The sequence below is a fragment of the Nocardioides thalensis genome, from assembly GCF_013410655.1.
Classification (GTDB): domain Bacteria; phylum Actinomycetota; class Actinomycetes; order Propionibacteriales; family Nocardioidaceae; genus Nocardioides; species Nocardioides thalensis.
On sequence record NZ_JACCFP010000001.1, the window covers coordinates 3,921,987 to 3,947,085 of the forward strand.

Sequence of the window (25,099 nt, forward strand, 5' to 3'; positions counted from 1 at the left end):
CTCGCTGGAACGTGTTCTCAACGAGGGGACCCTAACCGCGGTCACGCCGGGCGGCGGGTGCCGCTCAGCTGCTGGGCCAGCTGTCGCGGCGCGCCCTTCGCGCGGACTTGGCCCGCGACGCGACCCGCTGGCGGCTGGCACGGTCGATGCGCTCGGCGATCTCCTGACGGACCCGGAGCTCGGTCGTCGGCTCGATCATCGTGATTTCCTCCTCCCGAGGGTGCCTGCTGCGTCTTCGTGGACCTGTTGGCTTGTGCTCTTACTCAAGCACCGAGCACCGACATCGGCCCGGGCTGTCGGCGGCTGTCGGCGGCCGGTCAGATGGCCGCGAGCACCACGTCTCCAGACACCGTCGACGCCCGCAGCTCGACGTGGTCGGCGCCCGGCTCCGGCTGCCCGACACCCTCGATCGAGGAGGTCAGCCGGCCGGTGACCGTGGTGACGTCGGTCCAGACCGGGGTGCCGGCGGGGATGCCGATCCGGACGCTGCCGGAGGCACCCTTGCTGGTGATGCGACCACGGCGGGCGGCGCGGATGACGGTGTCGCCCGACCCGGTCTTCATCGCGACGTCGCCCTCGGCGTCGGCGATCTCGAGGTCGCCCGAGCCGGTCTTGACGACCACCGAGCCGAGGCTGTGCTCGATGACCACGTCACCCGAGCCCGTGGACACGGCGGCGGTCGCGCGCACCTCGCCGAGGTGGACGTCGCCGGAGCCGCTGCGCACGCGCAGCTCCTCGGCGGCGTCGGCGATGTCGACGTCGCCCGAGCCGGTGTCGATCACGCCGACCTCCGCCAGCCGCTCGAACCGGACGTCGCCGGAGCCGCACTTGACCCGGGCGCCGCCGACGAGTCCGGTGGCGACGACGTCGGCACTGCCGCTCTTGACGTCGACCCGGCTGCGGGTCGGCACCGTGATGGTCATGACGAGCGACTGGTCGCCGCTGAAGATGCCGGACGCGCGCCACTTCGGCGCGATGACGGAGATCTGGTGACCGTCCTGCGTCACCGTGACCTCGTCGGCGCGCTTGCCGGCGACGAGGACCTTGCTCTCGGTGACGTCGGCGGCGGTGATGGCGATCGACCCGGAGCTGTTCTCGACGAAGAGCTCGATCGGCTCGGGGGTGCTGAAGGCGTACTCGGACATGGGGTCTCCTGTGTCGGGCGGCTCAGAGCCAGCCGGTCATGCGGCGGTTGCCGCGCTTGTTGCCGAAGGGAAAGTCGCCGCCGAACGGGATGCTCGACAGGTCGACGTCGATGTGGATCGCGTCGTCGTTGGTCGCGCCGCGGACCAGGTTGACGAGCCAGGTGTTGAGGGACTGACCGACGCGGCCCGCGGCCTCCTCCGCCTTGGCCTTCACCGACTCGGGCATCCGGAGCGTGATCCGGGCCAGGCCCTCCTCCTCGCCCGGCGCCGCCGGCGCGGCGGGAGGCGCCGGCGGGGCCGGCGGCACGGGCGGGACCGGACCGGAGGCCGCGGCCGGCGTACCGGCATCGACGACGAAGTCCAGGTCGCGCCCCGACAGACGTACGTCGACGCCGCCGCTCGGCATGGACGCGGTGATCTCGGCGGCCGCCTGGCTGATCGCCTCCATCAGCGCGAGCCGGACGGACGGGTCGAGCGCGTAGCCGAGTCGCTCGGCGGCCTCGCGGGCCTCCGGGCCGGCACCCTCCGCCGCTGCGAGCAGGTCGCGGCGGATGCTGTCGACGTAGGGCGTGATGTCCATGTGCATCACTATGACGTCATGATGACGTCATGTCAATGGCGTTGTGATGTCAGATTGCTACGCCGATCTGTCGGACGGCGTAGATCTCGCCGTTCCCGTCGATCCAAAGCTCGACCGCCCATGCGTCGCGACAGGTCGCGGGCTCCGGCTCGGTAAGGCGCACGACGTCCGCGTCCGGAAACTCGGAGGCGACGTCCTCCCCCGCGGGGCACGTGGACCGGGCCCACGGACGGGACAACGCGCCCCCGATAGCGGGCGATGGTGGCGACGGGGTCGATCGCGCAGCTGGGAAAGCCGAGTCCGGAGCACCCGCTCCATCCGTCGCGTCGCTCGGGCTCGTCGTTCCACGGGAGGCTGAACCCCGGCGCGAAGTGGCGCACCCGGTCGGCGAAGTCGGGCGCTAAGCGCAGGACCAGCACTTCTCGCTGTTCGGTCTTCATCAGCGCGAGCGCACGCCGTACGGCGATGCCGCTCGCCCATGCCTCGTCCAGGGCGGCACCTTCCTCCGGCAGCGCGTCGGTCGGCAGCTCGCCGTTCCAGCGGCGACGGCGGGCGTCGTGCAGCGTGTTGACGAGCACCCGGTGCACGTAGGCGTCCGGGTGGTCGGCCCGGCTGACCTTCCGCCACGAGCGGTAGCACTTCAGCAGCGCCGCCTGCACGACGTCCTCCGCGTCGACACGCGGGCAGCCGAGCAGCACCGCGGTCCGCACCAAGCCGGTGCGGCGCTGGGCGACGTACGTGCTGAAGTCCATCACCCTCCAGACCGCCTGGAGGCCGGATCGGTTCCGGCCGCGAGGTCGTAGGAGTCAGCGTGGTCTATAGGTCACTCTCACTCCTACGACTCCGGAAGGTCAGGGGAGCCGCGACTCCACGTGGCTGGCGAGCAGACCGAGTGGGAGCGCGCCCGAGTCGAGGACCGCGTCGTGGAACGCCTTGATGTCGAACCGGTCGCCCTGGCGCTGCTGGGCCGCCTCGCGGATCCGCAGGATCTCGAGCCGGCCGATCATGTAGGACAGCGCCTGACCGGGCGTGACGGCGTAGCGGTCGATCTCGGCGATCGCGTGCGAGAGCGGAAGCGGCGAGTTGGCGACCAGGTAGTCGACCGCCTGCTGACGGCTCCAGCCCATCGCGTGCATGCCGGTGTCGACGACCAGGCGGCATGCGCGCATCGAGTCCGCGGCGAGCATGCCGATCCGGTCCATCGGCGTCGTGTAGAGGCCCATCTCGTCGGCGAGCCGCTCGGTGTAGAGGCCCCAGCCTTCGCTGTAGGCGACGCAGAACGCGGTCTTGCGGAAGTCGGGCAGGTCCTCGAGCTCCTGCGCGATGGCGATCTGGAGGTGGTGGCCGGGGATCCCCTCGTGGTAGGCGGTCGCCTCGATCTGGTAGCGCCCCCAGCCCTCGGGGTCGCTCACGTTCATGAAGAAGACGCCGCCGCGGCTGCCGTCCATCGCCGGCCGGAAGTAATAGGCCACCGCGCCGCTGGTCGTCGCCTCGACGTCGCAGTCGGACTTCGGCAGCCGGCCGAACCAGTCGCCCATGACCGCCTTGGCCTTGTCCATCGCGGCCTTGGAGTCCGCAACGATCTCGTCGGGATCGGTGTGGTGGAGCGCGGGGTCGTCGCGGAGCGCCGCGAGGATCGTCGCCACGTCGGCGCTGCCCACGACGTCGGGCCCGAGCTCGGCGTACTCCTCCGCCAGCGAGGCGACCTGGTCGAGCCCGATCTCGTGGATCTCCTGCGGGCTCATCTCGGTGGTCGTGTAGAACCGCGCGAGCGTCCGGTAGGCCTCCTCGCCGCCCGGAAGGTGCACCAGGCCGACGTTCTCGTCCTCGCGGGCGTGGTGCATGACCTCGTCGCTGAGGACGTGGCGGTACGTCGCGAGCGCCGGCCTGACCTGCTCCTCGACGACGTCGCGCATCCGGCCGACGAGCGCGTCGCGGTCGATGCCGTCCGGCGTGGAGCCGATCGCCAGCAGCCGGTCGTCGGCGAGCGGCTCGGCCAGCCAGTCGTCGAGCTGCTTGATGGTGTCGGCGACCGCGAACGCGGCCGGCGTACGACCACTCGCGACGCCGTCGCGGTGGCGCTCGGCGAGGTCGGTGAAGTACGTCGCGATGCCTGCCAGCTTGTCGACCATCGCTTCGGCGACCTCGGGCGTGGGCAGCGACAGCTTCGGGACGTACATCCCGAGCGACGTCTGGGCCCCGAAGATCGGGTTGGCGCCGTAGTCGGCGCTGTGGAGCTCGGCCACCTCCGCCGTCGAGCGCGCGTCCCAGGAGAGCATCGCGCGCGACAGCCGCTCCTGCTCGTCGAGGCCGCTCTCGTCGATCGCCTCGGCACGCTCGGCGAAGTCGCGCGCCTCCGCGATCGCCGCATCCTCGGCGGCACGACTGACGTCGGTGTAGGCGCCCGCCACCGAGTACTCCCCCGACATGTGCGCCCACAGGGGGTTCTGGCGGTAGCGGAAGCGCTGGTAGTCGTCGGCGAGCTGCGCGAGGTCGTCGGTCACGCGGTCAGTTCTATCCCGCGGGTGGTGGGCGGGGCGAGGGGTTTGCCGGCTGTTTCAGGGTTCGGCCCAGCCGAGGTTGGCAGCGGCGATGCGATCGTCGGCGTCGACGTAGAGCTCGACGGCCCAGTAGTCGACACACGAGAGTCCCTCGTCGGGGTGATCGTCACTCGCTGGAGGCCTGCCCATGCACGCGGCGGGGCTCCTGGGTGCGCGCATGGGTGCTGCGCCGGCGCACCTGTGAACGCGAGGCGTCCCGGCCAGGCGCCGACGGTGTCGGCTGCCGAGAACGGACAGGTCCGTGCGGCATAGAACGGCCGGCACACGCGCCAGTGACGGTGGTCGGCCAGGTCTTCGGCGTCGCGGGTCTCGACGATCCTGTTCCCGAGGTAGAGCTCCACGCGGCTGGCCAGAGGCGGGCTCCCGAGCCCGCGGGCGAACGCCACGAACTGCTCGGCAACCGCCGTCAGGTGCGGCTCGGTCGGGGACAGCCGCAAGCCGCACTCGCCATGACTGCCGGTGTTGACCTCGACGACGACCCGCTCGCCCGCCCCCACGGTCTCTCCCGCGTCGGGGCGCTGGGCATAGACACCACGCGGCGTGCACGCCGACATCAGGCTCGGGTGGCGTACGGGCGTCAGCCCGCTCTCCCGGATCGCGTCCCGCGCGTCACGCCCACGCAGCCCGATCACGTCCGGCACCGCGACGGGCGCTCCTGGCGCCGATGACCGCCCACCCTCGGGGCGCGGAGGCGGCACCGCGGCCGGGATAGCGCGCTCCGAAGCACACCCGCCGAGCAGCAGCAGCCCGAGCCCCGCTGCTGCCACGGCGATGCGCCTCATGGGGGTTGCACGCGCTGCGGACGGCGGCGGTTGTCGAGCGCGTGAACAACGCGGAGGATCCGTTCAACCTGGTTGAACGGATCCTCCGCGTTGTGTCCGAAGAGCCTGTCAGAGATCGAAGAGCGAGCCCGACTTGTTGATGTCCACGTCGGTGCGCGGCTCGTTGGTCTCGCCGTCCGACGAGGCCGGCGTCGCAGCCTCGGCCGTCGACTCATCCGCTGCAGCCTGCTCAGGCTCGGCCGGCTCGTCCTCGGTGGCCGCCTCCTCAGCAGCGGTCGCCTCTGCGGGCTCCGCCGCGGCCTCTGCTGCCTCCATGGTCGGCTCCACGCTGTGCGCGGCTGCCGACTCGGAGGCCGGAGCGGACTCCGGCGTCGCCTCGTTGGCGGTGGTCGGCTCGTCCGGCGCGGCGATGTCGAACAGCGAGCCGCCCGACGGGATCTCGGCAGCCGGCGCCGCGGCCGGCGACGCAGGGGGTGCGGCCGGAGCCGCAGCCTCGGGGGACTCGTCGACCGCCGCGGCCTCCTCGGCGCGGGCGTCGGACTCGGCCGGCGCGGGAGCCGCCGCCGCGCTCTCCGGCGCGCTCTCGGACGCGGCGATGTCGAACAGCGACCCGCCCGACGGGACTTCGCTCGCAGGTGCGGGCGCGGCCTTCGCGGGCTCTGCCTTCGCAGGCTCCGCCTTCGTCGGCTCTGCCTTCGCAGGCTCCGCCTTGGCCTCGGCCGGCTTCTCCTCCGCCGCGGGGGCGGGAGTGTCGAACAGCGATCCGCCGCTGTCGCCACCGACGTCGAAGAGCGAGCCACCCGAGGCGGGCTTGCTCTCCTCAGCAGGCTTCTCCTCGGCAGGCGCCGGGGTGTCGAACAGCGACCCGCCGGACTTCGACTCGGCCGGCGTATCCGCTGCCGGGGCGTCATCGAACAGCGACCCACCCGACTTCGACTCCGCCGGCGCGTCCGCGGCCGGGGCGTCGCCGAACAGCGACCCGCCCGACGTCGACTCCGCCGGGGCGTCCGCAGCCGGCGCGTCCCCGAACAGCGAGCTGCCGCCCTCGGCGGCCGCCGTCTCCCCGGTCGCGGCCGGGGCCGGCGACGGCGACGGCGCGGATGCCTTCGCAGCAGGGGCGTCGTGGTCGGAGTCCGAGAAGATCGAGATGCCCACGTCGCCGTCGGACTTCGCGCTCTTCTTGGCCTTGCCGTTCTTCTTCGCCTTCGGCTCCGCGACGGGCTTCTCGAGGACCTCGACCGCCGTACCCGCTGCGCGGGCCTCGATCGCGGCCTTCGGGTCGACGAACGACTTCTTGAGAGGGTCACCAGCGGGCTCGGCCGTAGCCGGCGCACCCTCGCCGGGCGCCATCTTGGTGGCCTGCTCGCCCTTCACGGACGCGAGCAGCATCTGGGCGACGTCGAGGACCTCGACCTCCTCGCGGGCAACACCGTCGGCCTGCAGCTTGGTCAGGCCGTCGGCCAGCATGACCCGGCAGAAGGGGCAGCCGACGGCGATCTGGTCGGCGCCGGTGCCGACGGCCTCGGTGGTGCGGTTGATGTTGATCCGCTCACCGATGGTCTCCTCCATCCACATCCGGGCACCGCCTGCGCCGCAGCAGAACGAGCGCTCGTTGCTGCGCTCCATCTCCTTGTACTGCGCGCCGGGGAGGATCTCGAGGAGCTCGCGCGGCGGGGTGTAGACCTTGTTGTGGCGGCCCAGGAAGCACGGGTCGTGGTAGGTGATCGAGCGCTTGTGCGCGCCGGCGCCGGACTTGACCGTCGTCAGCTTGCCCTCGCGCACGAGGCGGTTCAGCAGCTGGGTGTGGTGGACCACCTCCAGCTCGATACCGAACTCCTTGTACTCGTTCTTGAGGGTGTTGAAGCAGTGGGCGCAGGTCGAGACGACCTTCTTGACCTTGTACTCCTTGAACGTCTCCACGTTCTGCTGGGCCAGGCCCTGGAAGACGAACTCGTTGCCGGCCCGGCGGGCGGAGTCGCCCGTGCAGGTCTCGCCGTTGCCGAGCACGCCGAAGGAGACGCCGGCGATGTCGAGCAACTCGGCCACGGCGCGCGTGGTCTTCTTCGCGCGGTCCTCGTAGGCGCCGGCGCAGCCGACCCAGAACAGCCAGTCGACCGAGTCGAGGTCCTCGATGTCGTCACCGACGACCTTGACGTCGAACGGCAGGTCCTTCGCCCAGTCCATGCGCGCGGTGGGCGACATGTTCCAGGGGTTGCCCTTGTTCTCGAGCCCCTTGAAGAGGCCGTTGAGCTCGGAGGGGAAGTTGGACTCGACCAGCACCTGGTAGCGGCGCATGTCGACGAAGTGGTCGACGTGCTCGATGTCGACCGGGCACTGCTGCACGCAGGCGCCGCAGTTGGTGCACGCCCACAGGGCGTCCTCGTCGACGACGAACTCGCCGCCCTCGGGCATGTAGAACCACTCGACCGGCTCGCCGTCGTCGTTGCGCTCCACCGCGCCCACGAGCGCGCGGTCGGCGGCGCCATCGCCGTTCGCGGCGACGTACGCCTGCTCGCGCATCGCCATCATCATCAGCTTCGGCGAGAGCGGCTTGTCGGTGTGCCAAGCGGGGCACTGCGACTGGCAGCGACCGCACTCGGTGCAGGTGGTGAAGTCGAGGATGTCCTTCCAGGAGAAGTCCCAGATGGACCCGGCGCCGAGGACGGAGTCCTCGTCGAGGTCGTCGATGTCGTCGAGCGTGATCGGCTTGCCGTTCGAGGTGAGCGGCTTGACGGCGCCCAGCGCCGTGCTGCCGTCGTCCTCGCGCTTGAACCAGATGTTGAACCACGCGGTGAACCGGTGCCACGCCACGCCCATGGTCAGGTTGGTGGCGACGACGAGCAGCCAGGCCATCGCGGAGACGATCTTGATCGCGGCGATGACGAAGATGATGTTTTCGAGGGTCCCGATCGAGTCGTGGCCGGTCGGGTAGAGACCGCCGAAGAACTGCGAGATCGGGAAGTGGAAGCCGGTGGCGTGGTCGGCGATCTCGCCGCCGTGCGCCTTGGCCAAGTTGTACTCCGCGCCTCGGATGAAGAGGATCGCCGCGCTCTCGAGGAGCACCATCGCCTCGACGAAGAACGCCTGCCACATCGTCGACCCGAAGAACCGGCTCGCGCGGCCCTGCTGGGACGGCAGGTGGGTGAGCCGGTAGACGATCAGCGGGATGATGCCGAGGGCACCGAAGAGGCCGAGCACCTCGGCCAGCCACTCGTAGACGAACAGCTCGCCGACCACGGGGAGCGTCCACTCCGCGTCGAAGAGCTGGAAGTACGCCGCGCCGACGGCCGTCGAGAGGAAGAGGAAGGCCGCGAAGGCGAACCAGTGGAGGGCGCCGACCCAGGTCCACTGGAGCATCCGGGTGTGACCGAACGTCTCCTTGAGCATGGTGACGGTCCGGCCGGCCGGGTTGCCGGTCCGGCCCGGGGCCGCCTGGCCCTTGCGGATGACGCCGAGCATCGACCTCACGGCCCACGCGACCACCACCAGGGTGACGGCGGTGAGGGCGAGCGACACCACGATCGCGACGGTCTGCACCATTTCCAGTGTCTCCTCATCGATGAGGGCGCGCTCCGAGCACGCCCGCGGGGACCTGTTGCTTCTGGCCGAGCCTAGGGTCCCGGCGCCGTTGAGCCGCGATCAGGCAAGCCTTAGATCACGGGCCGCGGGCGCCGTACAGGCCGGCTCGCCGAATACTACCCGTTGGTAACTTCCGTGGCGGGTGACGCTCGCCTCACCTGTGCGAAGCCGACCACCCGCAAAAAGTCCGAGAGGACCGTCCCCGGACGGGAACGGCCCTCTCGTTGGTCGAGCTACTGCGCGATCAGCGCAGCGGGGGCAGCTGGCCCACGCGCATCCGGGCGACGCCCAGGTTGATCGTGGCGCCGGTGCCGTCGAGCAGCGTCAGCCGCAGGGCGGTGACCTCGAGGCCACCCTTGAGCTTGCGCTCGATGCCCTCCTCGATCTTCAGCAGACCGGGGATCTCCAGACCCTCGAGCGGGATCGGGGTCGGCTCGCCGTCGACCGTCAGGGTCAGCACGTTGGTGCCCGTCGAGTCGCGGATGACCTTCTTCTTGCCCCGCTCACGCCGCACGTAGGCGCGGGCGGAGATGCCGGAGATCTCGATCATGCCGTTGAGGAGGGAGATGTCGGCGACCTCGGCCATCTCGTAGCCGGAGGCCTTGTTCTTGAAGGCCTGGGCCTTCTGCCGCACGGAGACCGCGCCGACCGACGCGAGCGCCGGCAGGTCGACCTGGAGGACGTCCTTCTCGATGACCTCGCCGTCGGTGCCGTCGCAGGGCATGAAGACCTGCGGGATGCGGCCGACGCCGACGACGTCGCCGAGGATGTCGGCGGAGACGCCGTACGCGATCCCGCCGAAGACGCCCAGGTCGGCCTTGCCGATCTTGGTCGAGGCACGAGCCAGGATCACGCGGCTGTTGGTGGCCGCGAGGTGCACCGCGATGCCGGTGGACTTCGCCTTGGCACCCTTCTCGTTCTGGCGGGTGACGCCGGCACCCAGGGTCACGCTGCCGACACCGGGGATCTTGATCGGCTCGCCGACCTCGGGGAGGTCGAGCTCGATCGGGTCCTGGCCCGGGAGCGTCAGCTTCAGGCCGAGGACCTTCTGCTTGGTCTCGGCGTGGAACTTGCCGGCCGCGTCGGCCCAGGTGTGGGCCCACGCCTCGACGCCCGTCAGCGCGATGATCGCCCCGCCGGCCTCGAGCAGCTGCACGTCGGCGATGCGGTGACGCGCGTAGGAGTGGACGGCCTTGCCGCGCTTGCGGGTCCAGGTCGTGGTCTCGACACCCTCGATGGTGCCGAGGCCGGGGACCTCGACCGAGGCGGTCGCGTTGGAGCGGGTGATGCCGGCGATGTTGTTGCAGGCGATGACGGACTCGGCGATCGGCCCGGAGCCGACCGGCAGGTCGCCACCCTTGACGCGGGCACCGAAGCCGTAGGCGGACATGCCGTACTTGGTGGGACGCTTCTCGGCGGAGGCCGGGGCGACGCTCACCGTCACGAGGACGGTGGTCATCGCTACGGCCAGGGCCAGCAGCGCAGCGAGCTTACGCATTTCGGGGAACTCCTTTGGAGGGAGGCACACATCTGTTTCGCTCGTCCCGGCAGCTCCCCCTAGAGACGCGGGCCACGAGACTGGGTCGAGCGGGATATTACCGGCAACGATGCTCGGTAGGGACGGAAGTCCCGATCATGTGATGTGACGGGTCTAACGAGATGTACGCCGCTGGGTCACGTCGGATAGGAACCATTCATGCAACGACTTCCGGCCCGGGCCGTCCTCGCCGTCACCGCGGCGCTCTCGCTGAGCGCGTGCAGCGGGGGCGGCGGCGAGGCAGGACCCTGGGAAGGGCCCTCCGCGCCGGACACGTCGAGCGCCGCGCCGAGCGCGCCCCAGAGCACAGGACGTGCCGACGGCGACGTGCCGCGGGACCTGGCGATCGCGGTCAGCGAGCCCCGCGAGGACTCCGTCTATCCCGAGGTCGGCGACCCGCTGGTCGACGCGCTCCACTATGACCTCGACCTCGCCTGGGACCCCGACGCCGCACGCCTCGAGGCATCGGAGAAGCTGACGTTCCGCGCCACCGCCGACGCGGACTCCTTCCGGCTCGACCTCGCGGATGCGCTCGAGGTCTCCGCGCTCAGCGTCGACGGCGACGAGGCGGCCCACACGCAGGAGTCGAAGGACCTGATCGTCGAGCACGCCGTCACCGCCGGGTCGACGTACGTCGTCGAGATCGCCTACGCCGGGAGCCCGGAGCCGTGGCCGGCGCCGACCGACCGGCCCGACTTCGCCGGCGGGGTCGGGTGGACCACCACCGACGAGGGTGAGGCGTTCACGTTCCAGGAGCCCTACGGCGCGTTCACCTGGTACGCCGTGAACGACCAGCCGGCCGACAAGGCGCTCTACGACTTCACGCTCACCGTCCCCGCCCCCTGGTCGGGCGTGGCCAACGGCGAGCTGACCTCGACCACGACCGCCGACGGCCTGCGCACGACGACGTGGCACCTCGCCGAGCCCGCGGCGTCGTACCTGACGACCGTCGCGTTCGACGACTTCACCGTGACCGAGCTCGAGTCGGACAGCGGAGTCCCGATCACGCTCTGGGGGCCGACCGGTGACCCGCAGGCGATGGGCGACACCGTCTACGCGCCCGAGGCGATGACGTGGCTGGAGGAGATCCTCGGTCCCTACCCGTTCGACACCTTCGGGATCGTCGTCGTCGACGGCGAGAGCGGCATGGAGACCCAGACGATGGTCACCCTCGGCGACAGCGAGTACGCCACGTCGAAGGCGGTCGTCGTCCACGAGCTGGCGCACCACTGGTACGGCGACACGGTGACGCCGTCGGACTGGAGCGACGTCTGGATGAACGAGGGCATGACGATGTACCTCCAGGGGATGTGGGAGGCCGAGGAGGAGGGCATCGAGGTCGGCGAGCTGATGGACCGGTGGGCCGAGTTCGAGGTGTTCGAGCGCGACCACGCCGGGCCGCCGGCCGACTACCATCCCGAACGGTTCGGCAGCGGCAACATCTACTACGGGCCGGCGCTGATGTGGCACGAGCTCCGGGAGCGGATCGGCGACGAGGCGTTCTTCGACGTGGTGCGGGCGTGGCCGGAGAGCCAGGAGAACGGCTCGGCCGACCGCGAGGAGTATCTGGCCTGGGTCGAGGAGCGCACCGGCGAGGAGCTCACCGAGTTCTTCGACGCGTGGCTCCTCGGCACGAAGACGCCACCGCGCGACTGACCCGGCGCCTACTCCGTCGGGGTCGGGTCGAGGATGCAGGACACCCCGATCGAGATGATGTCGGTCCAGATGCCCGGGTCGATCTCGGTGCTGGTGGTCTCCACGATCTCGAGGTCCTCGTTGATCAGCCCGGCGTCGATCAGGCCGTCGAGCCCGTGCTCCCGGACCAGGCCACGGGCCACGCACTCGGCCTCGGCCGCCTCGACGTCGCCCTCCGCGGCGAGTCCCTCGGCGATGTTCTGCACCGCGGTCCGCTCGTCGGGCGTGAGGCCGTCGGCGTCGGTCGACTCGGTGACCGGCGCCGTCGTCCGGCCGCCCCCGCCTCCTTCGCCACCGTCGTCGTCGAGGACCAGCGCGGCCGCGGCTCCGCCGCCGATGACGAGGACCACGGCGGCGACCGCGCCCACGATCAGGCCGGTACGCCGCCGCGCGGGCGGGGCGGGCGATGGCGTGAAGAAGTGGTGGGCGCCCGCGGTGGGCTGGTGCGCTGCGGAGTAGCCGGTGGCGGTCGGTGGCGCCGGGCTCGAGGGCGGGGCCGGCGACTGGTCGACGGCGGGCCGCATCGCCGTACCGGAGCCGGACTGCGGGAGCACCCGCGCCGACGATGGCGCGGACGTGCGCAGCACCGACCGCAGGTCGTCGCGCAGCGAGCCCGCCGACGCGTAGCGGTCACCCGGGCTCTTGGCCATCGCGGTGCGCAGGATCCGGTTGACCTCGCGCTCGAAGGTGCCGGTCTCGACGATCTGCGGGACCGGCTGCGACACGTGCGCCGTGACGATCTGGTAGTCCGACGTGCCGACGTAGGGAGCCTGTCCGCACAGCGCCGCCCACAGCAGGCAGCCGAGCGAGTACACGTCGCTCGCGGGTCCTGCGGTGCCGCCGGTGTGCAGCTCGGGCGCCATGTAACTCGGCGTGCCCACGGCGGTGCCGTCGGTGGTCATCCCGGTCGAGTCGACGCGGCGCGCGATCCCGAAGTCGGCGAGGTAGGCCGACACCTTCTCGCCGCGGATCCGGAGCAGCACGTTGGCGGGCTTGATGTCGCGGTGCACCAGCCCCATCGCGTGGGCGTCGGCAAGCCCGTCGGCGATCTGGGCGATCAGGTCGAGCGCGATCCCGGGCGGCGGCGCACCCTGCCGCCGGACCATCTGGCCGAGGTCGCCGTCCGGGATCAGCTGGCTGGCGATGTAGAGCGCACCGGCGACCTCGCCGTGGGCGAACACGGTGACGACGTGCGGGGAGTCCAGCGACGCCTGGGCCTGCGCCTCGCGCGTGAACCGCGCGCGGAAGCCTGGGTCTCCCGCCAGGTGCGGCGAGATGATCTTCAGCGCCACCCGCCGGTCGAGCACGCCGTCGACGGCCTCGAACACGATGCCCATCCCGCCCTTGCCGATCTGGCGGACGAGCAGGTAGGGACCGACCCGGTCGCCCGGCCGCAGCGAACCGGGTGCGGGTCCCGGTCCGGAGGGTGGGTTCGGGGGCACGAGGCAGTGTCTACCCCGCTAGGTGGTCAGAACAACATCGAGGTTGCGGGGTCGTGGACCATGCCCGCGACGTCGGCCAGGAACCGCGACCCCGTGGCGCCGTCGATGTGGCGGTGGTCGAACGACAGCGACAGCGTCATCACCTGGCGCGGCACGACGGCGTCGCCCACCACCCACGGCTGCGGCTTGATCGCGCCCATGCACAGGATCGCCGACTCCCCCGGGTTGATGATCGGGGTGCCGCCGTCGACGCCGAAGACGCCCACGTTGGTGATCGTGAACGTGCCGCCGGCGGTGTCGGCGGGCTGGGTGCGGCCGGCCTTGGCGGTCGCGGTCAGCTGCTCGAGCTCGCTCGCGAGCCCGGCCAGGTCGAGCGCCTGGGCGTCCTTGACGTTGGGTACGACGAGCCCGCGCGGGGTCGCGGCGGCGATGCCGAGGTTGACGTAGTGCTTCACGACGACCTCGCCGGCCGCCTCGTCCCACGTGGAGTTGACCAGCGGCGAGCGGCGCAGCGCGAGGATCGAGGCGCGGGCGACGACGAGCAGCGGCGACACCTTCACGTCGCGGAGCTCGGGCCGCTTCTTCAGCCGCTCGACGAGCTCGACGGTGGCGGTCGCGTCGACCGTCACCCACTCGGTCACGTGGGGCGCGGTGAACGCGGACTCGACCATCGCGGCCGCCATCATCTTGCGGACGCCCTTGATGGGCTCCCGCGTCTCCCGCTCACCCGAACCCGCGAACGGGCGCACTTCGGGGGTCGAACTGGCAGGGTTCGGGGTTCGAGCCGTCGAGGTTCGGGGTGCCGCGGCCTCCACGTCCTGCCGCGTGACCGTGCCCTCCGGCCCACTGCCGGTGATGGTCGCGAGGTCGACGCCGAGGTCCTTGGCGAGCTTGCGCACCGGCGGCTTGGCCAGCACCCGTACGTCGCGCGCGGGCACGTCCTCCGCCTCCGCGAGCGGCGAGGCCGCACCCGGGATGAACGACGCCTGCGCCTGCGCCCGGGTCGCGATCTCGGGTGTCGCGAACCGTCGAGGTCGCCGCTTGAGCACGCTCTCCTTGGGGCCGTAGCCGACGAGCGTCGCCTGGCCCTCCGGCGGGATGTTCGTGTCGATCGGGTCACCAACCGTGCCGGTTCGGTCCGCCAACCCTGCCGGTTCGTCCCCCGAACCCTGCCCGTTCGTCGGGCTCGGCTCACCGATGGCGATGATGGGGGTGCCGACGGGGACGGTCTCGCCCTCGGCGACGAGGATCGCGGTGACCGGGCCGGCGTACGGCGACGGCAGCTCCACGATGGACTTGGCGGTCTCGATCTCGACCACGACGTCGTTGACCTTGACGACGTCGCCGACCTCGACCTTCCAGGAGACGATCTCGGCCTCGGTCAGGCCCTCGCCGACGTCGGGCAGCTTGTACTCGGGCATCAGCCTGGTTCCTCCTCAGTACGCGAGCGAGCGGTCGACGGCGTCCAGCACCCGGTCGAGGTCGGGGAGGAACGACTCCTCCACCCGCGCGGGCGGGTACGGCGTGTCGAACCCGCCGACCCGGAGCACGGGGGCCTCGAGGGAGTAGAAGCACTCCTCGGTCACCCGCGCCGACACCTCCGCGCCCATGCCGAGGTTGACGTGCGCCTCGTGCACGACGACGGCGCGGCCGGTGCGCCGTACGGACTCCAGCACCGGGCCGATGTCGAGCGGCGAGAGGGTGCGCAGGTCGATGACCTCGAGCGACCGACCCTCCTCGGCGGCGACCGACGCGGCGTCGAGGCAGGTCGAGACGGTCGGGCCGTAGCCGACCAGCGTGAGGTCGCCGCCGGCCCGTACGACGCGCGACCGGAACAGTGGGTCGGGCGTGCGCGTGGTGTCGACCTCGGCCTTGGTCGCGTGGTACTGCCGCTTCGGCTCGAGGAAGACCACCGGGTCGTCGCTGGCGATGGCCTGCTGGATCATCCAGTAGCCGTCGACGGGGTTGGAGCAGGTGACGACCTTCAGGCCGGGGGTGTGCGCGAACTGCGCCTCCGGCGACTCGCTGTGGTGCTCGACCGCGCCGATGCCGCCGCCGTAGGGGATGCGGATGACGATCGGCACCCGGATCCGGCCCTGGCTGCGGAAGTGCATCTTGGCGACCTGGCAGACGATCTGGTCGTAGGCGGGGTAGACGAAGCCGTCGAACTGGATCTCGACGACCGGCCGGTAGCCGCGCAGGGCCAGGCCGACCGCCGTGCCGACGATGCCGGACTCGGCGAGCGGGGTGTCGATGACCCGGTCCTCGCCGAAGTCCTTCTGCAGGCCGTCGGTGATGCGGAAGACGCCGCCGAGACGCCCGACGTCCTCGCCCATCACGACGACCTTGTCGTCGTCCTCCATCGCGCGCCGGAGGCCGGCGTTGAGCGCCTTCGCGAGGGTCAGCTGGCTCATCGGGCCACCTCCCGGGTCTCGTGACGGCCGTGGCCGGCCTCCTCGACCTCCACAAAGGAGTCGAGGAAGGCGGCGTAGCCCGCCTTCTGCGCGGCCAGCTCGGGTGTCTGCTCGGCGTAGACCTGGTCGAAGATCGACAGCGGTGAGGGGTCGGGGAGCGCGTGGCACGCCGCGCGCAGGTGCTCACCGAGCTCCTCGGCCTCCTGGGCGACGCCCGCGAAGAAGTCGTCGTCGGCGAGCCCGTTGCGCCGGATGTAGGCCTCGACCCGCGCGATCGGGTCCTTGAGCTTCCAGTGCTCGACCTCCTCGATCAGCCGGTAGCGGGTGGGGTCGTCGGTCGTGGTGTGGGCGCCCATCCGGTAGGTGTAGGCCTCGACGAGCGTGGGGCCCTGCCCGTCGCGGGCGCGCTGGAGGGCGGCCTGGGTGACGGCGTACGTCGCCAGCACGTCGTTGCCGTCGACCCGCACGCCGGGGAACCCGAAGCCGGAGGCCCGGCGGTAGAGCGGGATCCGCGACTGCCGTTCGATCGGCTCGGAGATCGCCCACTGGTTGTTCTGGCAGAAGAACACGACGGGCGCGTTGTAGGAGGCCGCGAACACGAACGCCTCGTTGACGTCGCCCTGCGACGAGGCGCCGTCGCCGAAGTGGGCGACCACCGCGGTGTCGCGCTCGGGATCACCGGTGCCGACGGCGCCGTCGCGCTGCACACCCATCGCGTAGCCGGTGGCGTGCAGGGTCTGCGCGCCGATCACGATCGTGTAGAGGTGGAAGTTGTGCTCGTTGGGGTCCCAGGTGCCCTGGTCGACGCCGCGGAAGAGGCGGAGCAGCTGCACGGGGTCGACCCCGCGGCACCACGCGACCGCGTGCTCGCGGTAGGTCGGGAAGACGTAGTCCTGCGGCCGGAGTGCCCGCGCCGCACCGACCTGCGCGGCCTCCTGCCCGAGCAGCTGTGCCCACAGGCCGAGCTCGCCGTGTCGCTGGAGGGCCGTGGCCTCGACGTCGATGCGCCGGGTCAGCACCATGTCGCGGTAGAAGCCGCGCAGCTGCTCCGGCGAGAAGTCGACGTCGAACTCCGGATGCCGGATGCGCTCGCCCTCGGGAGTCAGGAGCTGGACGAGCTCGAGGTCGTCGGCCGGGAGCGAGCTCTCGAAGAGGTCGTTCATGGAGGCACCACTTCCTTGCGTCGCCGGCACGTCGGGGGTTGCCCGGCACCGGTTCAGGTGGTCGATGGAGCCGGCCCGCCACGGGGGTGGTGTGACGTGATCCAGCGCACATCGTCGGGTGTCGAAACCGTACTACCCGCGGCCGTGCGGCTGCAGCCAGACCTCCGGCTCGGGACCCTTCGGGATGATCCCGGACGGGTTGATGTCGGTGTGCACCACGTAGTAGTGCGCCTTGATCCGGTCGAAGTCGATCGTCTCGCCGAAGCCCGGCGTCTGGTAGAGGTCGCGCGCGTAGCCCCACAGCACCGGCATCTCGGTGAGCTTGTTGCGGTTGCACTTGAAGTGGCCGTGGTAGACCGCGTCGAAGCGCGCCAGTGTCGTGAAGAGGCGTACGTCGGCCTCGGTCAGCGCGTCGCCCATCAGGTAGCGCCGGTCGGCGAGCCGCTCCTCCAGCCAGTCCAGCGCGGTGAAGAGCCGGTCGTACGCCGCGTCGTACGCCTCCTGCGACCCGGCGAACCCGCAGCGGTAGACGCCGTTGTTGACCTCGGTGAAGACCCGCTTGTTGACCGCGTCCATCTCCTCGCGCAAGTGGGCGGGCCAGAGGTCGGGCGCGCCCTCCTTGTGGAAGTCGCGCCACTCGTGGAACAGGTCGTGGGTGATCCAGGGGAAGTCGTTGGTGACGACCTGACCGGTCGACTCCTCGACGATCGCGGGCACCGTGATGCCCCGGGGATAGTCGGGGAACCGCTTGAAGTAGGCCTCCTGGAGCCGCTCGATGCCGAGCACCGGGTCGCGGCCGCCGGGGTCGAGGTCGAACGTCCAGCTGCGCCGGTCGTGGGTCGGGCCCGGCATCCCGAGGGAGATCACGTCCTCGAGACCGAGCAGGTTGCGCACGATGATCGAGCGGTTGGCCCACGGGCAGGCCTTCGCCGCGACCAGCCGGTAGCGGCCCGGCTCGACCGGCCAGAGCTGCACGTCGGTCGGCCCGTGCTCGGGCGTGCGCCCGTCCTTGGTGATCCGGTCCGGGATGTAGTTCATGTCCCGGTCGAAGGCCTTGCCCTTCTCGACGTACGTCGGGGTCTGGTCCTGCGTCGCCTCGGCCATCCTTCGAGACTAGCGACGCGGGACCAGACGCTCGCTCGTCAGATCAGGAAGAAGAAGTCGACCAGCCAGGTGGTGCCGTCGGGCGAGGCGACCAGGTTCCAGCTCGCGGTGAACTTCGTGCCGTCGGGCGCGGTGACCGCGGCGAGCATCGTCTTCGACCCGTCGCCGTTGTCGGTCGGCGGGTCCCACTTGTACTGAGCGCCGGACATCTCGGCGTCGCCGGCCTTCTTCTGGCAGCCCTGCTGGGTGCGGTACTCGCTCTTGAACCACTCGGGCGTCGACAGGCCCTCCACGGCCAGGCAGTTGCCCGTGACGAGTGAGTCGAGGTAGGCCTGCGCGGTGATCTTCGGGTCCTCGGTCGGCGCGGTCGGTGTGGTCTCGGTGGGCGAGGTCTCCGGCTCGGTCGGCGTCGTCTCGGTCGGCGTGGTCTCCGTCGGCGTGGTCTCGACGTCGGTGGGCTCGGAGCTCTCGTCCTCGGTCGGCTCCGCGCTCTGCGAGGTGTCGTCGGTCGCCTTCGTGTCGTCCTCGTCGTCGCCGCTCAGCAGGAAGAACCCGCCGACGCCGACACCGACGAGCAGCAGCACCACGACGATGATGCCGCCGATGAGCAGGCCCTTCTTGCCGCCACCGCCGCCGGTCGGCGGCGCGGGATAGCCACCGGGCCCGCCCGGGGGCGGCGGGTAGCCCCCGCCCGGCGCGGCGCCGTACGGCTGACCGGGCTGGGCGGGCTGACCGGGGTACGGCGGCTGCGCCGGCGGCTGGGGGTAGCCCTGCTGCGGCGGCTGCTGCGGGTAGCCCGGCTGCGGCTGTCCCGGCTGCGGGGCCTGCGGGGTGCCGCCTGCGATCTGCGTCGGCGGCTGCTCTCCGGGCTGGCCCGGCGGCGGGAACTGGTTGCTCATGGCTGGGAGGTTAGGCCCGCGCGGGCCCCCGCAAACCCGTAATGGCGCAAGACCGTCCGCAGGGATGAGGGAGTCAGTAGGCGGCGGGGTACGGCGCCGCGCGGCGGCGGCCGGCGAGCGCGGCACCGATGACGAGGACCAGGCCGGCAACTGCAGCCACGGCGGCGACCAGGACCGAGGTGGACTCGAGCCGGTCGACCATGACCTCGGCGATCAGGTCGGCGAGCCCGCGCCGCCCGGGGTCGACGCTCTCGAGCGCCACGTCAGAGACCGGGCCGGCGGCGAGCCGGACGAGGACCGCACCGAGGGCGAGGCCGAGCGCCGCCAGGCCGAGGGTGACGAGCCGTCCGCGGAGGCCGCGCGCGACGGCGGCCGCCAGCAGGACCAGCGCCGCCCAGAGGACGGGGAGCCAGCCGGAGACGGCGTCGAGCAGCTGATAGGCGTCGCGGTGCTCGGCGAGCTCGGACTCGGGCGCGACCGGGACCACCAGGCGCGGGTCGGGCAGCATCGCGACCGGCACGCCGTCGGCCTCGAGCTCCGCGTAGACGGCCAGCATGAGCGGGCCGAGGTCGACCAGCAGCCAGCCGTCGGCGGGCGCGTCGTCCTCGACGATCGCGAGGAACTCCCGGTGGGTGGCGCGGTTGGCGTCGCGCCAGAACCTCGGGAACTCCTCGTTGGCCGTCACCTGCCGCGCTGCCTCGTCGATCATGCCGTCGAAGCCGGCGGGCAGCCCGAGCGGCAGGTCCTCGTCGAGCGACGAGGACACGGCGTCGCCGACCGCCTCCGCGAGCCGGTCGCGCAGCTCCGGGTCGTCGGCGAGCGGTGCGACCGTGTCGACGTAGGCGTCGGTGTCGTCCACCGTCGACCCCAGCCACCACGCCGTGACGCCCAGGGGCGTGAGCAGCGTCGCAACGAGGACGAGCAGTCCGGCGGTCGCCGATCTCATGCGGGGCCTGCGGTCAGTTGATCATCCCGCCGGTGTCCTCGTCGACCTTCCAGTCGCCGTCCTCCTTGACGAGGGTCAGCTCGCCCTTGGCGTCGTCCTGGTTGATGAACTCGGCGGCGCCTTCCTCGTCTCCGGTGTACTCCATGGAGAAGGTGTAGTCGACGGTCGCCTTGTCGCCGTCCTCCTTCGCCTCTCCCACCTCGTAGTCCACCTCGATGTCCTCGTAGAACTCGTCGATGGACTGGCCCTCCGCGGCCTGCTCGTTGAAGGCGTCCTCGACGTCGCCGCAGCTGTCGACACCGCTCTCGTCGAAGATCGCCTTCTGGCTGCTCGCCGACGAGAGCTCGCAGACCTTCTGGATGTCGCCGTCGGCCGAGGCCTCGAGATAGTCCTCCGCGACACCCTTCGGGCCGCCGCCGCCGAGGACGGCGAGGAGCACGGCGATGAAGATGACGACGAGCACCACCGCAGCGAGGCCGCCGCCGATCAGCAGCAGCAGCTTCTTGTTGCCGCCGCCGGAGGACGGCGGGGCGCCGTACTGCGGGGCGCCGTAGCCGCCGCCGGCCGGAGGCCCGTAGCCACCTGCCGGGGCGCCGTAGGGCTGCTGGGCCGGGGGCTGCTGCGCAGGTGCGCCGTACGGCGACTGCGCCAGCTGTGCCGGCTGGGCGGGCGCCGCGCCTCCGCCGTACGCCGGCTGCGACGGCGTCCCGCCGTAGGGCGACTGCTGCGGCGATCCGCCGCCGAGGTCGGCGGCGCGGTTGGGCGCGATCTGCGTCGGCATGTCAGCGGCCGGCGACTGCGGCGCCGTCGGCCGAGCCGGCGACTCGGGCGCGGCGGGCGCCGCCGGGCCGGGCTGGGTGTGCTCGGTCCACTGGGTGCCGTCCCACCAGCGCTGGCCGCCCTGGCCGTCGTCGTACCAACCGGCGGGGATGTTGCTCATGGAGGGCTCCTCAGTGTCTTGTCCGGGCGCGCGCATCATCGCACGCGCGACCCAACGGCCGGCGACGGCTCAGCACCGAGGCTCAGCCGGGGAGCCGGTCCACCCGCCACTCGCCCTGCCGCACGGCGAGCTCCCAGTCGCCCGCGCTGACGTCGTCGCCGTTGGTGAGGGTCACCGGTACGACGGCCCGCCGCTCGCGACCTTCGCCGGTGATCCGGGGCTCGCCGAACTCGTAGGTGACCTTCGCGAGGTCCTCGGGGTCGAACGCGGTGGCCATGCACTCCCCCTGCGCGTCGAGGTAGGCCTCGGTGGCGTAGGTCGTCGCGAGGTCGCACTGACCGTCGAAGACCGCGCGGAAGAAGCTGTCGAGCACCGCGGCCGGCGGGGCGGCCGCGAGGACGCCGTCACGGTAGGACCCGATCAGCCACTCCCCCTCGTCCAGGTACAGCCGGAAGGTCAGGTGGGACGTGCGCTCGCGCGGCGAGTCGGGCACGTCCACGACGAGCGCCGCCTCGACGGTGGCCTGTCCGCCGCGGAGGACGGCGGAGCCGACGTACGGCGTGGCCTCCTGCCTCGCGACCAGCCGCCACGGCCGCGAGGTGCAGACGCCGGCATCGACGAGGAGGGGCGAGGCGACGTCCTTCGCCGCGCCGCAGTCGTCGTCGGCCGCCGCGTCGAGGAGGTCGTCGACGGCGTCCGCCGGGTCGGGCACGTCGGGGGTGACCTCCGTGATCGGTCGGTCCGGCCCCGGCTCGTCGGACCGCAGCATCGTCAGGCCGACCGCGCCGAGCACGACGACGACGAGCGCACCGACGACCGCGAGCGCGATCAGGACCGCCCGCGGCACCCGGGGCGTGGACTGCTGCGACAACGCCCTACGGCGCCTCGGTCAGGTCGGAGAGATCGTCGAGGAACGTCTCGAAGTACTCCTCCAGCTCCTCCGGGTCGGTCGGGAAGTCGCTGAACTCGGTGGGGAGGTCGGAGAAGAGGTCGCTCGGGAGGTCCGAGAACTCGGTCGGCATGTCCGTCGGCACCGAGGGCATGTCGGTCGGTTCGCCCGCGGTCGACTCGTCGGTCGGCTCGCTGGCGTCGTCGGTCGGCGCGTCGGTCGTCTCCGACGCGGTGTCGTCGCTGCCGCCGTCGTCCTCGTCGTCGTCGCCCATCAGGAGGAACGCCCCGCCCGCGACGATCGCGATCAGCGCGATGACGCCGACCACGACCAGCGCGATCAGCAGGCCCTTGCCCCCGCCACCGCCCGACGGCGGCGGCACCGGACCGGGCGTCCAGGGGCCGCCCGGCGGGGGCGGCTCGCCCGGGGCGTTGAACGAGATCGTCGGCTCGGGCTGCGGCTGGTACGGCGGCGGCGACTGCTGCGGCCAGCCCTGGGGACCGGGACCCTGCGGCGGACCGCTGGGCGGGGGAGGCGGCGGGTAGCTCATCTGCGTCTCCGATCGGGTGGCCGTCGTCGATGTGGCTGCGAGCAGGGTAGCGGCGGCACGACGACGCCGTCAGGCGGGCGGCGGGATCCGCTCGAGCAGGGCGAGCAGCCGGTTGGTGGCCTCCGACTCGGCGACGGTCACCCGGATGCCCTCGTCGGCGAAGGGGCGCAGCGAGAGGCCCTCCTCCTCGCCGGCGGCCAGGAAGCCCGGCAGGTCGGCGGGCTCGAGCCACACGAAGTTGCCCTGCGGGTCGGGGATGGTCCAGCCGGCGGCAGCGGCCCCTTGCACCAGCCGCTCCCGCTCGGCGACGATCCCCTCGACCCGCTCCAGCAGCATGTCCTCGGCCTGGAGCGACGCGATGGCCGCGGCCTGGGCGATCGTCGAGACCCCGAACGGGATCGCGATCGCGCGCACCGCTGCCGCGACGACGGGGTGGGCGACGGCGTACCCGACGCGGAGGCCGGCCAGGCCGTAGGCCTTGGAGAAGGTGCGCAGCAGCACCACGTTGTCGTGCGCCCGGCGGAGGGCGAGGCCGTCGACGGGGTCGTCCATCCGCACGAACTCGCGGTAGGCCTCGTCGACGACGAGAAGCACGTCGGAGGGCACCCGCTCGACGAACGCCGCGACCTCGGCGTGGCTGAGCGCCGCACCGGTGGGGTTGTTGGGCGTGCACAGCAGCACGACCTTGGTGCGCTCGGTAATCGCGGCCGCCATCGCCTCGAGGTCGTGCCGGGCGCCCGGCGCGAGCGGCACCTCGATGCCGGTCGCCCCGGCCGCCGCGACGGCGATCGGGTAGGCCTCGAACGACCGCCAGGCGTGGACGACCTCGTCGCCCGGGCCACTGAATGCGGCCAGCAAGTGGAAGATCAGCGCGACCGAGCCGGCGCCCGCGGCGAGCTCGTCCTCGGCGACGCCGAGTCGCGACGACAGCTCGCCGTACAGCTCCGAGCACCCCATGTCGGGGTAGCGGTTCATCTCCGCGGCCGCGGCCTGCGCGGTCTCGAGCACCCCGGGCAGCGGCGGGTAGGGGTTCTCGTTGGAGCTGATCTTGTAGGTCCGCAGGCCCGGTCGGGGCGTCGGCGGCTTGCCGGGGACGTACGGCGGCAGCGCCGCGACCTGCGGCAACGGCTGGGGACCCATGGTGGGAGCCTATGCAGCCGGCGCCGGGTCCTCCACGGGCGGGAGGACGACGCGACCGCCGGGGACCTGCTCGAGGTCGCGGCCGAGCGTGATGTCGAGCGGGTTGGTCAGGCAGCGCACGGAGCCGCCGCCGAGGTGGAACTCGGAGACGTCGACCAGCACGACGGTGAAGCCGGCGGCCTCCAGGAGGCCGCGCACCCGGTCGGGGCACGCCGGCATCACGATCGTGCGGCCGACGACGACGGAGTTGGCGCAGAACGTCGACAGCGCCTCCTCCTCGGTGATGACGATCGGCTCGGGCACGAGCGCGAGCAGCTCCTCGGCCGAGGCCGGGTCGAGGGCGGCCGGGCACACGAGGGCGCGGGTCTCGTCGAGCGGGCAGAACGCCAGGTCGAGGTGATACATCCCGGGGTGGGTGATCCGCAGCCCGCGCACCACGACGCCGAGGTCGGTCGCGAGATGCTTGAGCGCGAGCTCCTCGGTGCGCGGCCCGTAGCCGACGACGAGCTCGCCGCGCCACGGGAACGCGTCACCCGCCTCGAAGTGGGCCCCGACGCCGTCGCGCCCGATGTACGACGCGCCGTGCCCGTGCGACTCGAACCACTGGAGCGCGGACAGCGTCTCGTGGCGGCGCTGCGGGTAGCGCATGTGCGAGAGCACGACGGTGCGGTCGACCGACCACTCCGGGCGGCGCACGGCGAAGCCGAGGTTCATCGCGTAGACCATGTCGGGCGAGTCCGGCCGGGCCGGGATCACGTCGACGTCGGCGCCGAGCCCGCGCAGGGTCGCGACCAGCTCCTCCCACTGCGCGGCGGCGCGGGCGGGGTCGGGCTGCACGGCGGTGTCCATGAACGGGTTGATCGCATAGTCGATCCGGAATTGCGAGGGCTCGACCATCGCGTAGTGCCGGCCCCACTCGAGCGTGCGCGCGTCCATCGGCCCTCCCCATCGTTCTTGTCTGACAATCTGACAAACCGGAGTATGAGGCATGCGTCTGTCCTGAGCAAGACGGGGCACAATGAAGGCCATGACCCCCACGACGACGCCCGACTTCACCGGGCTCAGCGTCGAGCACGCCTCGACCGTCGAGCGGGTGGCGGCCGAGCTGCGGCGGGCGGTCTTCGAGGGCGAGCTCGAGAGCGGGACGCCGCTGCGCGAGATCGCGCTGGCCGAGTCGCTCGGCGTCTCGCGGCCGACGGTCCGCGAGGCGCTGACCGTGCTCGTCGCCGAGGGCCTGGCGACCCGCGAGCCGCACCGGGGGGTCAGCGTGGCCACACCCCAGGCCGACTCGGTGCGCGACGTGTGCCGCGCACGCTGGGTGCTCGAGGGCGCCGGCGTGCGCGCGTGGGGGGACGCGGACGACGTACGACGTGACCGCGTGCGGGCGACGCTGGTCGACTACACCTCCGCGGTGCGTGAGGGCGGGTCCTACGAGGAGCTCAACGACAAGCACCTGGCGTTTCACGTCTCGCTCGTCGAGCTCACCGGCAGCCCGCGGCTGGTGCAGATGGCCGAGACGCTGATGGACGAGCTGCGGCTCGCGCTCGCGCAGGTCGACCGGATCCGCCGCAACGCCCACGACCAGGCCGACTCCCACGAGGGCCTGGTCCGGCTGCTCGAGGCCGGCCGCATCGACGGCGACGACGGCGCCTACGAGTTCCTCCGCCGTCACATCGACGACGCCGAGGACGAGATCATCGAAGCGCTCGAGCTGACCTAGGAGACCTGCCCTG

At 71.8% G+C, this 25,099-nt stretch carries 22 protein-coding genes; 2 read left to right on the top strand and 20 right to left on the bottom strand.

Features of this window, described 5'->3' with window-relative positions; all coding sequences use genetic code 11:
- Window positions 1-64 precede the first annotated feature (64 nt).
- The 8 genes from HNR19_RS23280 to HNR19_RS19155 form a co-directional block, all read right to left on the bottom strand.
- Complete coding sequence (locus HNR19_RS23280; RefSeq protein WP_281366483.1) at window positions 65-199, bottom strand: hypothetical protein; 135 nt, start codon at window positions 197-199, stop codon at window positions 65-67.
- Window positions 200-317: 118 nt separating this feature from the next.
- Window positions 318-1,145, bottom strand: coding sequence for a DUF4097 family beta strand repeat-containing protein (locus HNR19_RS19125; protein WP_179669389.1), 828 nt, complete (start codon window positions 1,143-1,145; stop codon window positions 318-320).
- 22 nt (window positions 1,146-1,167) lie between these two features.
- Complete coding sequence (locus HNR19_RS19130) at window positions 1,168-1,725, bottom strand: pilus assembly protein HicB (protein WP_179669390.1); 558 nt, start codon at window positions 1,723-1,725, stop codon at window positions 1,168-1,170.
- A 32-nt stretch (window positions 1,726-1,757) separates the two neighbouring features.
- Window positions 1,758-2,477: a sigma factor gene (locus HNR19_RS19135; RefSeq protein WP_179669391.1), complete on the bottom strand. Its 720-nt coding sequence runs from the start codon at window positions 2,475-2,477 to the stop codon at window positions 1,758-1,760.
- A gap of 99 nt (window positions 2,478-2,576) precedes the next feature.
- Entirely contained in the window at window positions 2,577-4,229 is a 1,653-nt protein-coding gene (locus tag HNR19_RS19140; RefSeq protein WP_179669392.1) for a DUF885 family protein, read from the bottom strand.
- The gene (locus HNR19_RS19145) at window positions 4,226-4,927 is read right to left on the bottom strand and encodes a PASTA domain-containing protein (protein ID WP_179669393.1); all 702 of its coding nucleotides are present in this window, start codon (window positions 4,925-4,927) and stop codon (window positions 4,226-4,228) included. Before HNR19_RS19145 ends, HNR19_RS19140 begins: the two co-directional genes overlap by 4 nt.
- Window positions 4,928-5,176: 249 nt before the next feature.
- Window positions 5,177-8,608 (bottom strand): heterodisulfide reductase-related iron-sulfur binding cluster, encoded by a 3,432-nt coding sequence (locus tag HNR19_RS19150; RefSeq protein WP_179669394.1) that lies wholly within the window; start codon window positions 8,606-8,608, stop codon window positions 5,177-5,179.
- A 283-nt stretch (window positions 8,609-8,891) separates the two neighbouring features.
- A complete protein-coding gene (locus tag HNR19_RS19155; RefSeq protein WP_179669395.1) occupies window positions 8,892-10,145 on the bottom strand; it encodes a choice-of-anchor P family protein in 1,254 nt (417 codons plus the stop codon).
- Between the two features lie 198 nt (window positions 10,146-10,343).
- Here HNR19_RS19155 and HNR19_RS19160 point away from each other — a divergent pair, with 198 nt between their 5' ends.
- Window positions 10,344-11,840, top strand: a complete 1,497-nt coding sequence (locus HNR19_RS19160; RefSeq protein ID WP_179669396.1) for a M1 family metallopeptidase — start codon at window positions 10,344-10,346, stop codon at window positions 11,838-11,840.
- An 8-nt stretch (window positions 11,841-11,848) separates the two neighbouring features.
- Here the strand turns inward: HNR19_RS19160 and HNR19_RS19165 are convergent, their stop codons facing one another.
- The 12 genes from HNR19_RS19165 to HNR19_RS19220 form a co-directional block, all read right to left on the bottom strand.
- Window positions 11,849-13,321 carry a protein kinase domain-containing protein gene (locus tag HNR19_RS19165; RefSeq protein WP_179669397.1) on the bottom strand — a complete coding sequence of 491 codons (1,473 nt, stop codon included), beginning with the start codon at window positions 13,319-13,321 and terminating at the stop codon, window positions 11,849-11,851.
- 26 nt (window positions 13,322-13,347) lie between these two features.
- The gene (locus tag HNR19_RS19170; protein WP_179669398.1) at window positions 13,348-14,742 is read right to left on the bottom strand and encodes a dihydrolipoamide acetyltransferase family protein; all 1,395 of its coding nucleotides are present in this window, start codon (window positions 14,740-14,742) and stop codon (window positions 13,348-13,350) included.
- Window positions 14,743-14,757: 15 nt separating this feature from the next.
- Window positions 14,758-15,735 (bottom strand): alpha-ketoacid dehydrogenase subunit beta, encoded by a 978-nt coding sequence (locus HNR19_RS19175; protein ID WP_179669399.1) that lies wholly within the window; start codon window positions 15,733-15,735, stop codon window positions 14,758-14,760.
- Window positions 15,732-16,898, bottom strand: a complete 1,167-nt coding sequence (gene pdhA, locus HNR19_RS19180; RefSeq protein WP_179669400.1) for a pyruvate dehydrogenase (acetyl-transferring) E1 component subunit alpha — start codon at window positions 16,896-16,898, stop codon at window positions 15,732-15,734. Before pdhA ends, HNR19_RS19175 begins: the two co-directional genes overlap by 4 nt.
- 132 nt (window positions 16,899-17,030) lie before the next feature.
- Window positions 17,031-18,002: a glutathione S-transferase family protein gene (locus HNR19_RS19185; protein WP_179669401.1), complete on the bottom strand. Its 972-nt coding sequence runs from the start codon at window positions 18,000-18,002 to the stop codon at window positions 17,031-17,033.
- 38 nt (window positions 18,003-18,040) lie between these two features.
- Window positions 18,041-18,901, bottom strand: a complete 861-nt coding sequence (locus HNR19_RS19190) for a hypothetical protein (RefSeq protein ID WP_179669402.1) — start codon at window positions 18,899-18,901, stop codon at window positions 18,041-18,043.
- A 73-nt stretch (window positions 18,902-18,974) separates the two neighbouring features.
- Entirely contained in the window at window positions 18,975-19,847 is an 873-nt protein-coding gene (locus HNR19_RS19195) for a hypothetical protein (protein ID WP_179669403.1), read from the bottom strand.
- A 13-nt stretch (window positions 19,848-19,860) separates the two neighbouring features.
- Window positions 19,861-20,787 carry an Rv0361 family membrane protein gene (locus tag HNR19_RS19200; protein ID WP_218910838.1) on the bottom strand — a complete coding sequence of 309 codons (927 nt, stop codon included), beginning with the start codon at window positions 20,785-20,787 and terminating at the stop codon, window positions 19,861-19,863.
- Window positions 20,788-20,869: 82 nt separating this feature from the next.
- Entirely contained in the window at window positions 20,870-21,658 is a 789-nt protein-coding gene (locus tag HNR19_RS19205; RefSeq protein ID WP_179669405.1) for a hypothetical protein, read from the bottom strand.
- 4 nt (window positions 21,659-21,662) lie between these two features.
- Window positions 21,663-22,226 carry a hypothetical protein gene (locus HNR19_RS19210; protein WP_179669406.1) on the bottom strand — a complete coding sequence of 188 codons (564 nt, stop codon included), beginning with the start codon at window positions 22,224-22,226 and terminating at the stop codon, window positions 21,663-21,665.
- A 69-nt stretch (window positions 22,227-22,295) separates the two neighbouring features.
- On the bottom strand, window positions 22,296-23,366 hold the full coding sequence (locus HNR19_RS19215; protein ID WP_179669407.1) for a histidinol-phosphate transaminase: 1,071 nt from the start codon (window positions 23,364-23,366) through the stop codon (window positions 22,296-22,298).
- Between the two features lie 9 nt (window positions 23,367-23,375).
- Window positions 23,376-24,302, bottom strand: coding sequence for a dimethylarginine dimethylaminohydrolase family protein (locus HNR19_RS19220; protein ID WP_179669408.1), 927 nt, complete (start codon window positions 24,300-24,302; stop codon window positions 23,376-23,378).
- A 91-nt stretch (window positions 24,303-24,393) separates the two neighbouring features.
- Between HNR19_RS19220 and HNR19_RS19225 the strand changes: the two genes are divergently transcribed.
- Window positions 24,394-25,086 (top strand): GntR family transcriptional regulator, encoded by a 693-nt coding sequence (locus tag HNR19_RS19225; protein ID WP_179669409.1) that lies wholly within the window; start codon window positions 24,394-24,396, stop codon window positions 25,084-25,086.
- Window positions 25,087-25,099: the final 13 nt, after the last annotated feature.

Excerpts from the sequence above, each read along its gene's own strand:
- HNR19_RS23280 (WP_281366483.1), bottom strand. The coding sequence starts at position 199 with ATGATCGAGCCGACGACCGAGCTCCGGGTCCGTCAGGAGATCGCCGAG.
- HNR19_RS19125 (WP_179669389.1), bottom strand. The coding sequence starts at position 1,145 with ATGTCCGAGTACGCCTTCAGCACCCCCGAGCCGATCGAGCTCTTCGTC.
- HNR19_RS19130 (WP_179669390.1), bottom strand. The coding sequence starts at position 1,725 with ATGGACATCACGCCCTACGTCGACAGCATCCGCCGCGACCTGCTCGCA.
- HNR19_RS19135 (WP_179669391.1), bottom strand. The coding sequence starts at position 2,477 with ATGGACTTCAGCACGTACGTCGCCCAGCGCCGCACCGGCTTGGTGCGG.
- HNR19_RS19150 (WP_179669394.1), bottom strand. The coding sequence starts at position 8,608 with ATGGTGCAGACCGTCGCGATCGTGGTGTCGCTCGCCCTCACCGCCGTC.
- HNR19_RS19155 (WP_179669395.1), bottom strand. The coding sequence starts at position 10,145 with ATGCGTAAGCTCGCTGCGCTGCTGGCCCTGGCCGTAGCGATGACCACC.
- HNR19_RS19160 (WP_179669396.1), top strand. The coding sequence starts at position 10,344 with ATGCAACGACTTCCGGCCCGGGCCGTCCTCGCCGTCACCGCGGCGCTC.
- HNR19_RS19170 (WP_179669398.1), bottom strand. The coding sequence starts at position 14,742 with ATGCCCGAGTACAAGCTGCCCGACGTCGGCGAGGGCCTGACCGAGGCC.
- HNR19_RS19175 (WP_179669399.1), bottom strand. The coding sequence starts at position 15,735 with ATGAGCCAGCTGACCCTCGCGAAGGCGCTCAACGCCGGCCTCCGGCGC.
- pdhA (WP_179669400.1), bottom strand. The coding sequence starts at position 16,898 with ATGAACGACCTCTTCGAGAGCTCGCTCCCGGCCGACGACCTCGAGCTC.
- HNR19_RS19185 (WP_179669401.1), bottom strand. The coding sequence starts at position 18,002 with ATGGCCGAGGCGACGCAGGACCAGACCCCGACGTACGTCGAGAAGGGC.
- HNR19_RS19190 (WP_179669402.1), bottom strand. The coding sequence starts at position 18,901 with ATGAGCAACCAGTTCCCGCCGCCGGGCCAGCCCGGAGAGCAGCCGCCG.
- HNR19_RS19195 (WP_179669403.1), bottom strand. The coding sequence starts at position 19,847 with ATGAGATCGGCGACCGCCGGACTGCTCGTCCTCGTTGCGACGCTGCTC.
- HNR19_RS19200 (WP_218910838.1), bottom strand. The coding sequence starts at position 20,787 with ATGAGCAACATCCCCGCCGGTTGGTACGACGACGGCCAGGGCGGCCAG.
- HNR19_RS19210 (WP_179669406.1), bottom strand. The coding sequence starts at position 22,226 with ATGAGCTACCCGCCGCCTCCCCCGCCCAGCGGTCCGCCGCAGGGTCCC.
- HNR19_RS19215 (WP_179669407.1), bottom strand. The coding sequence starts at position 23,366 with ATGGGTCCCCAGCCGTTGCCGCAGGTCGCGGCGCTGCCGCCGTACGTC.
- HNR19_RS19220 (WP_179669408.1), bottom strand. The coding sequence starts at position 24,302 with ATGGACGCGCGCACGCTCGAGTGGGGCCGGCACTACGCGATGGTCGAG.
- HNR19_RS19225 (WP_179669409.1), top strand. The coding sequence starts at position 24,394 with ATGACCCCCACGACGACGCCCGACTTCACCGGGCTCAGCGTCGAGCAC.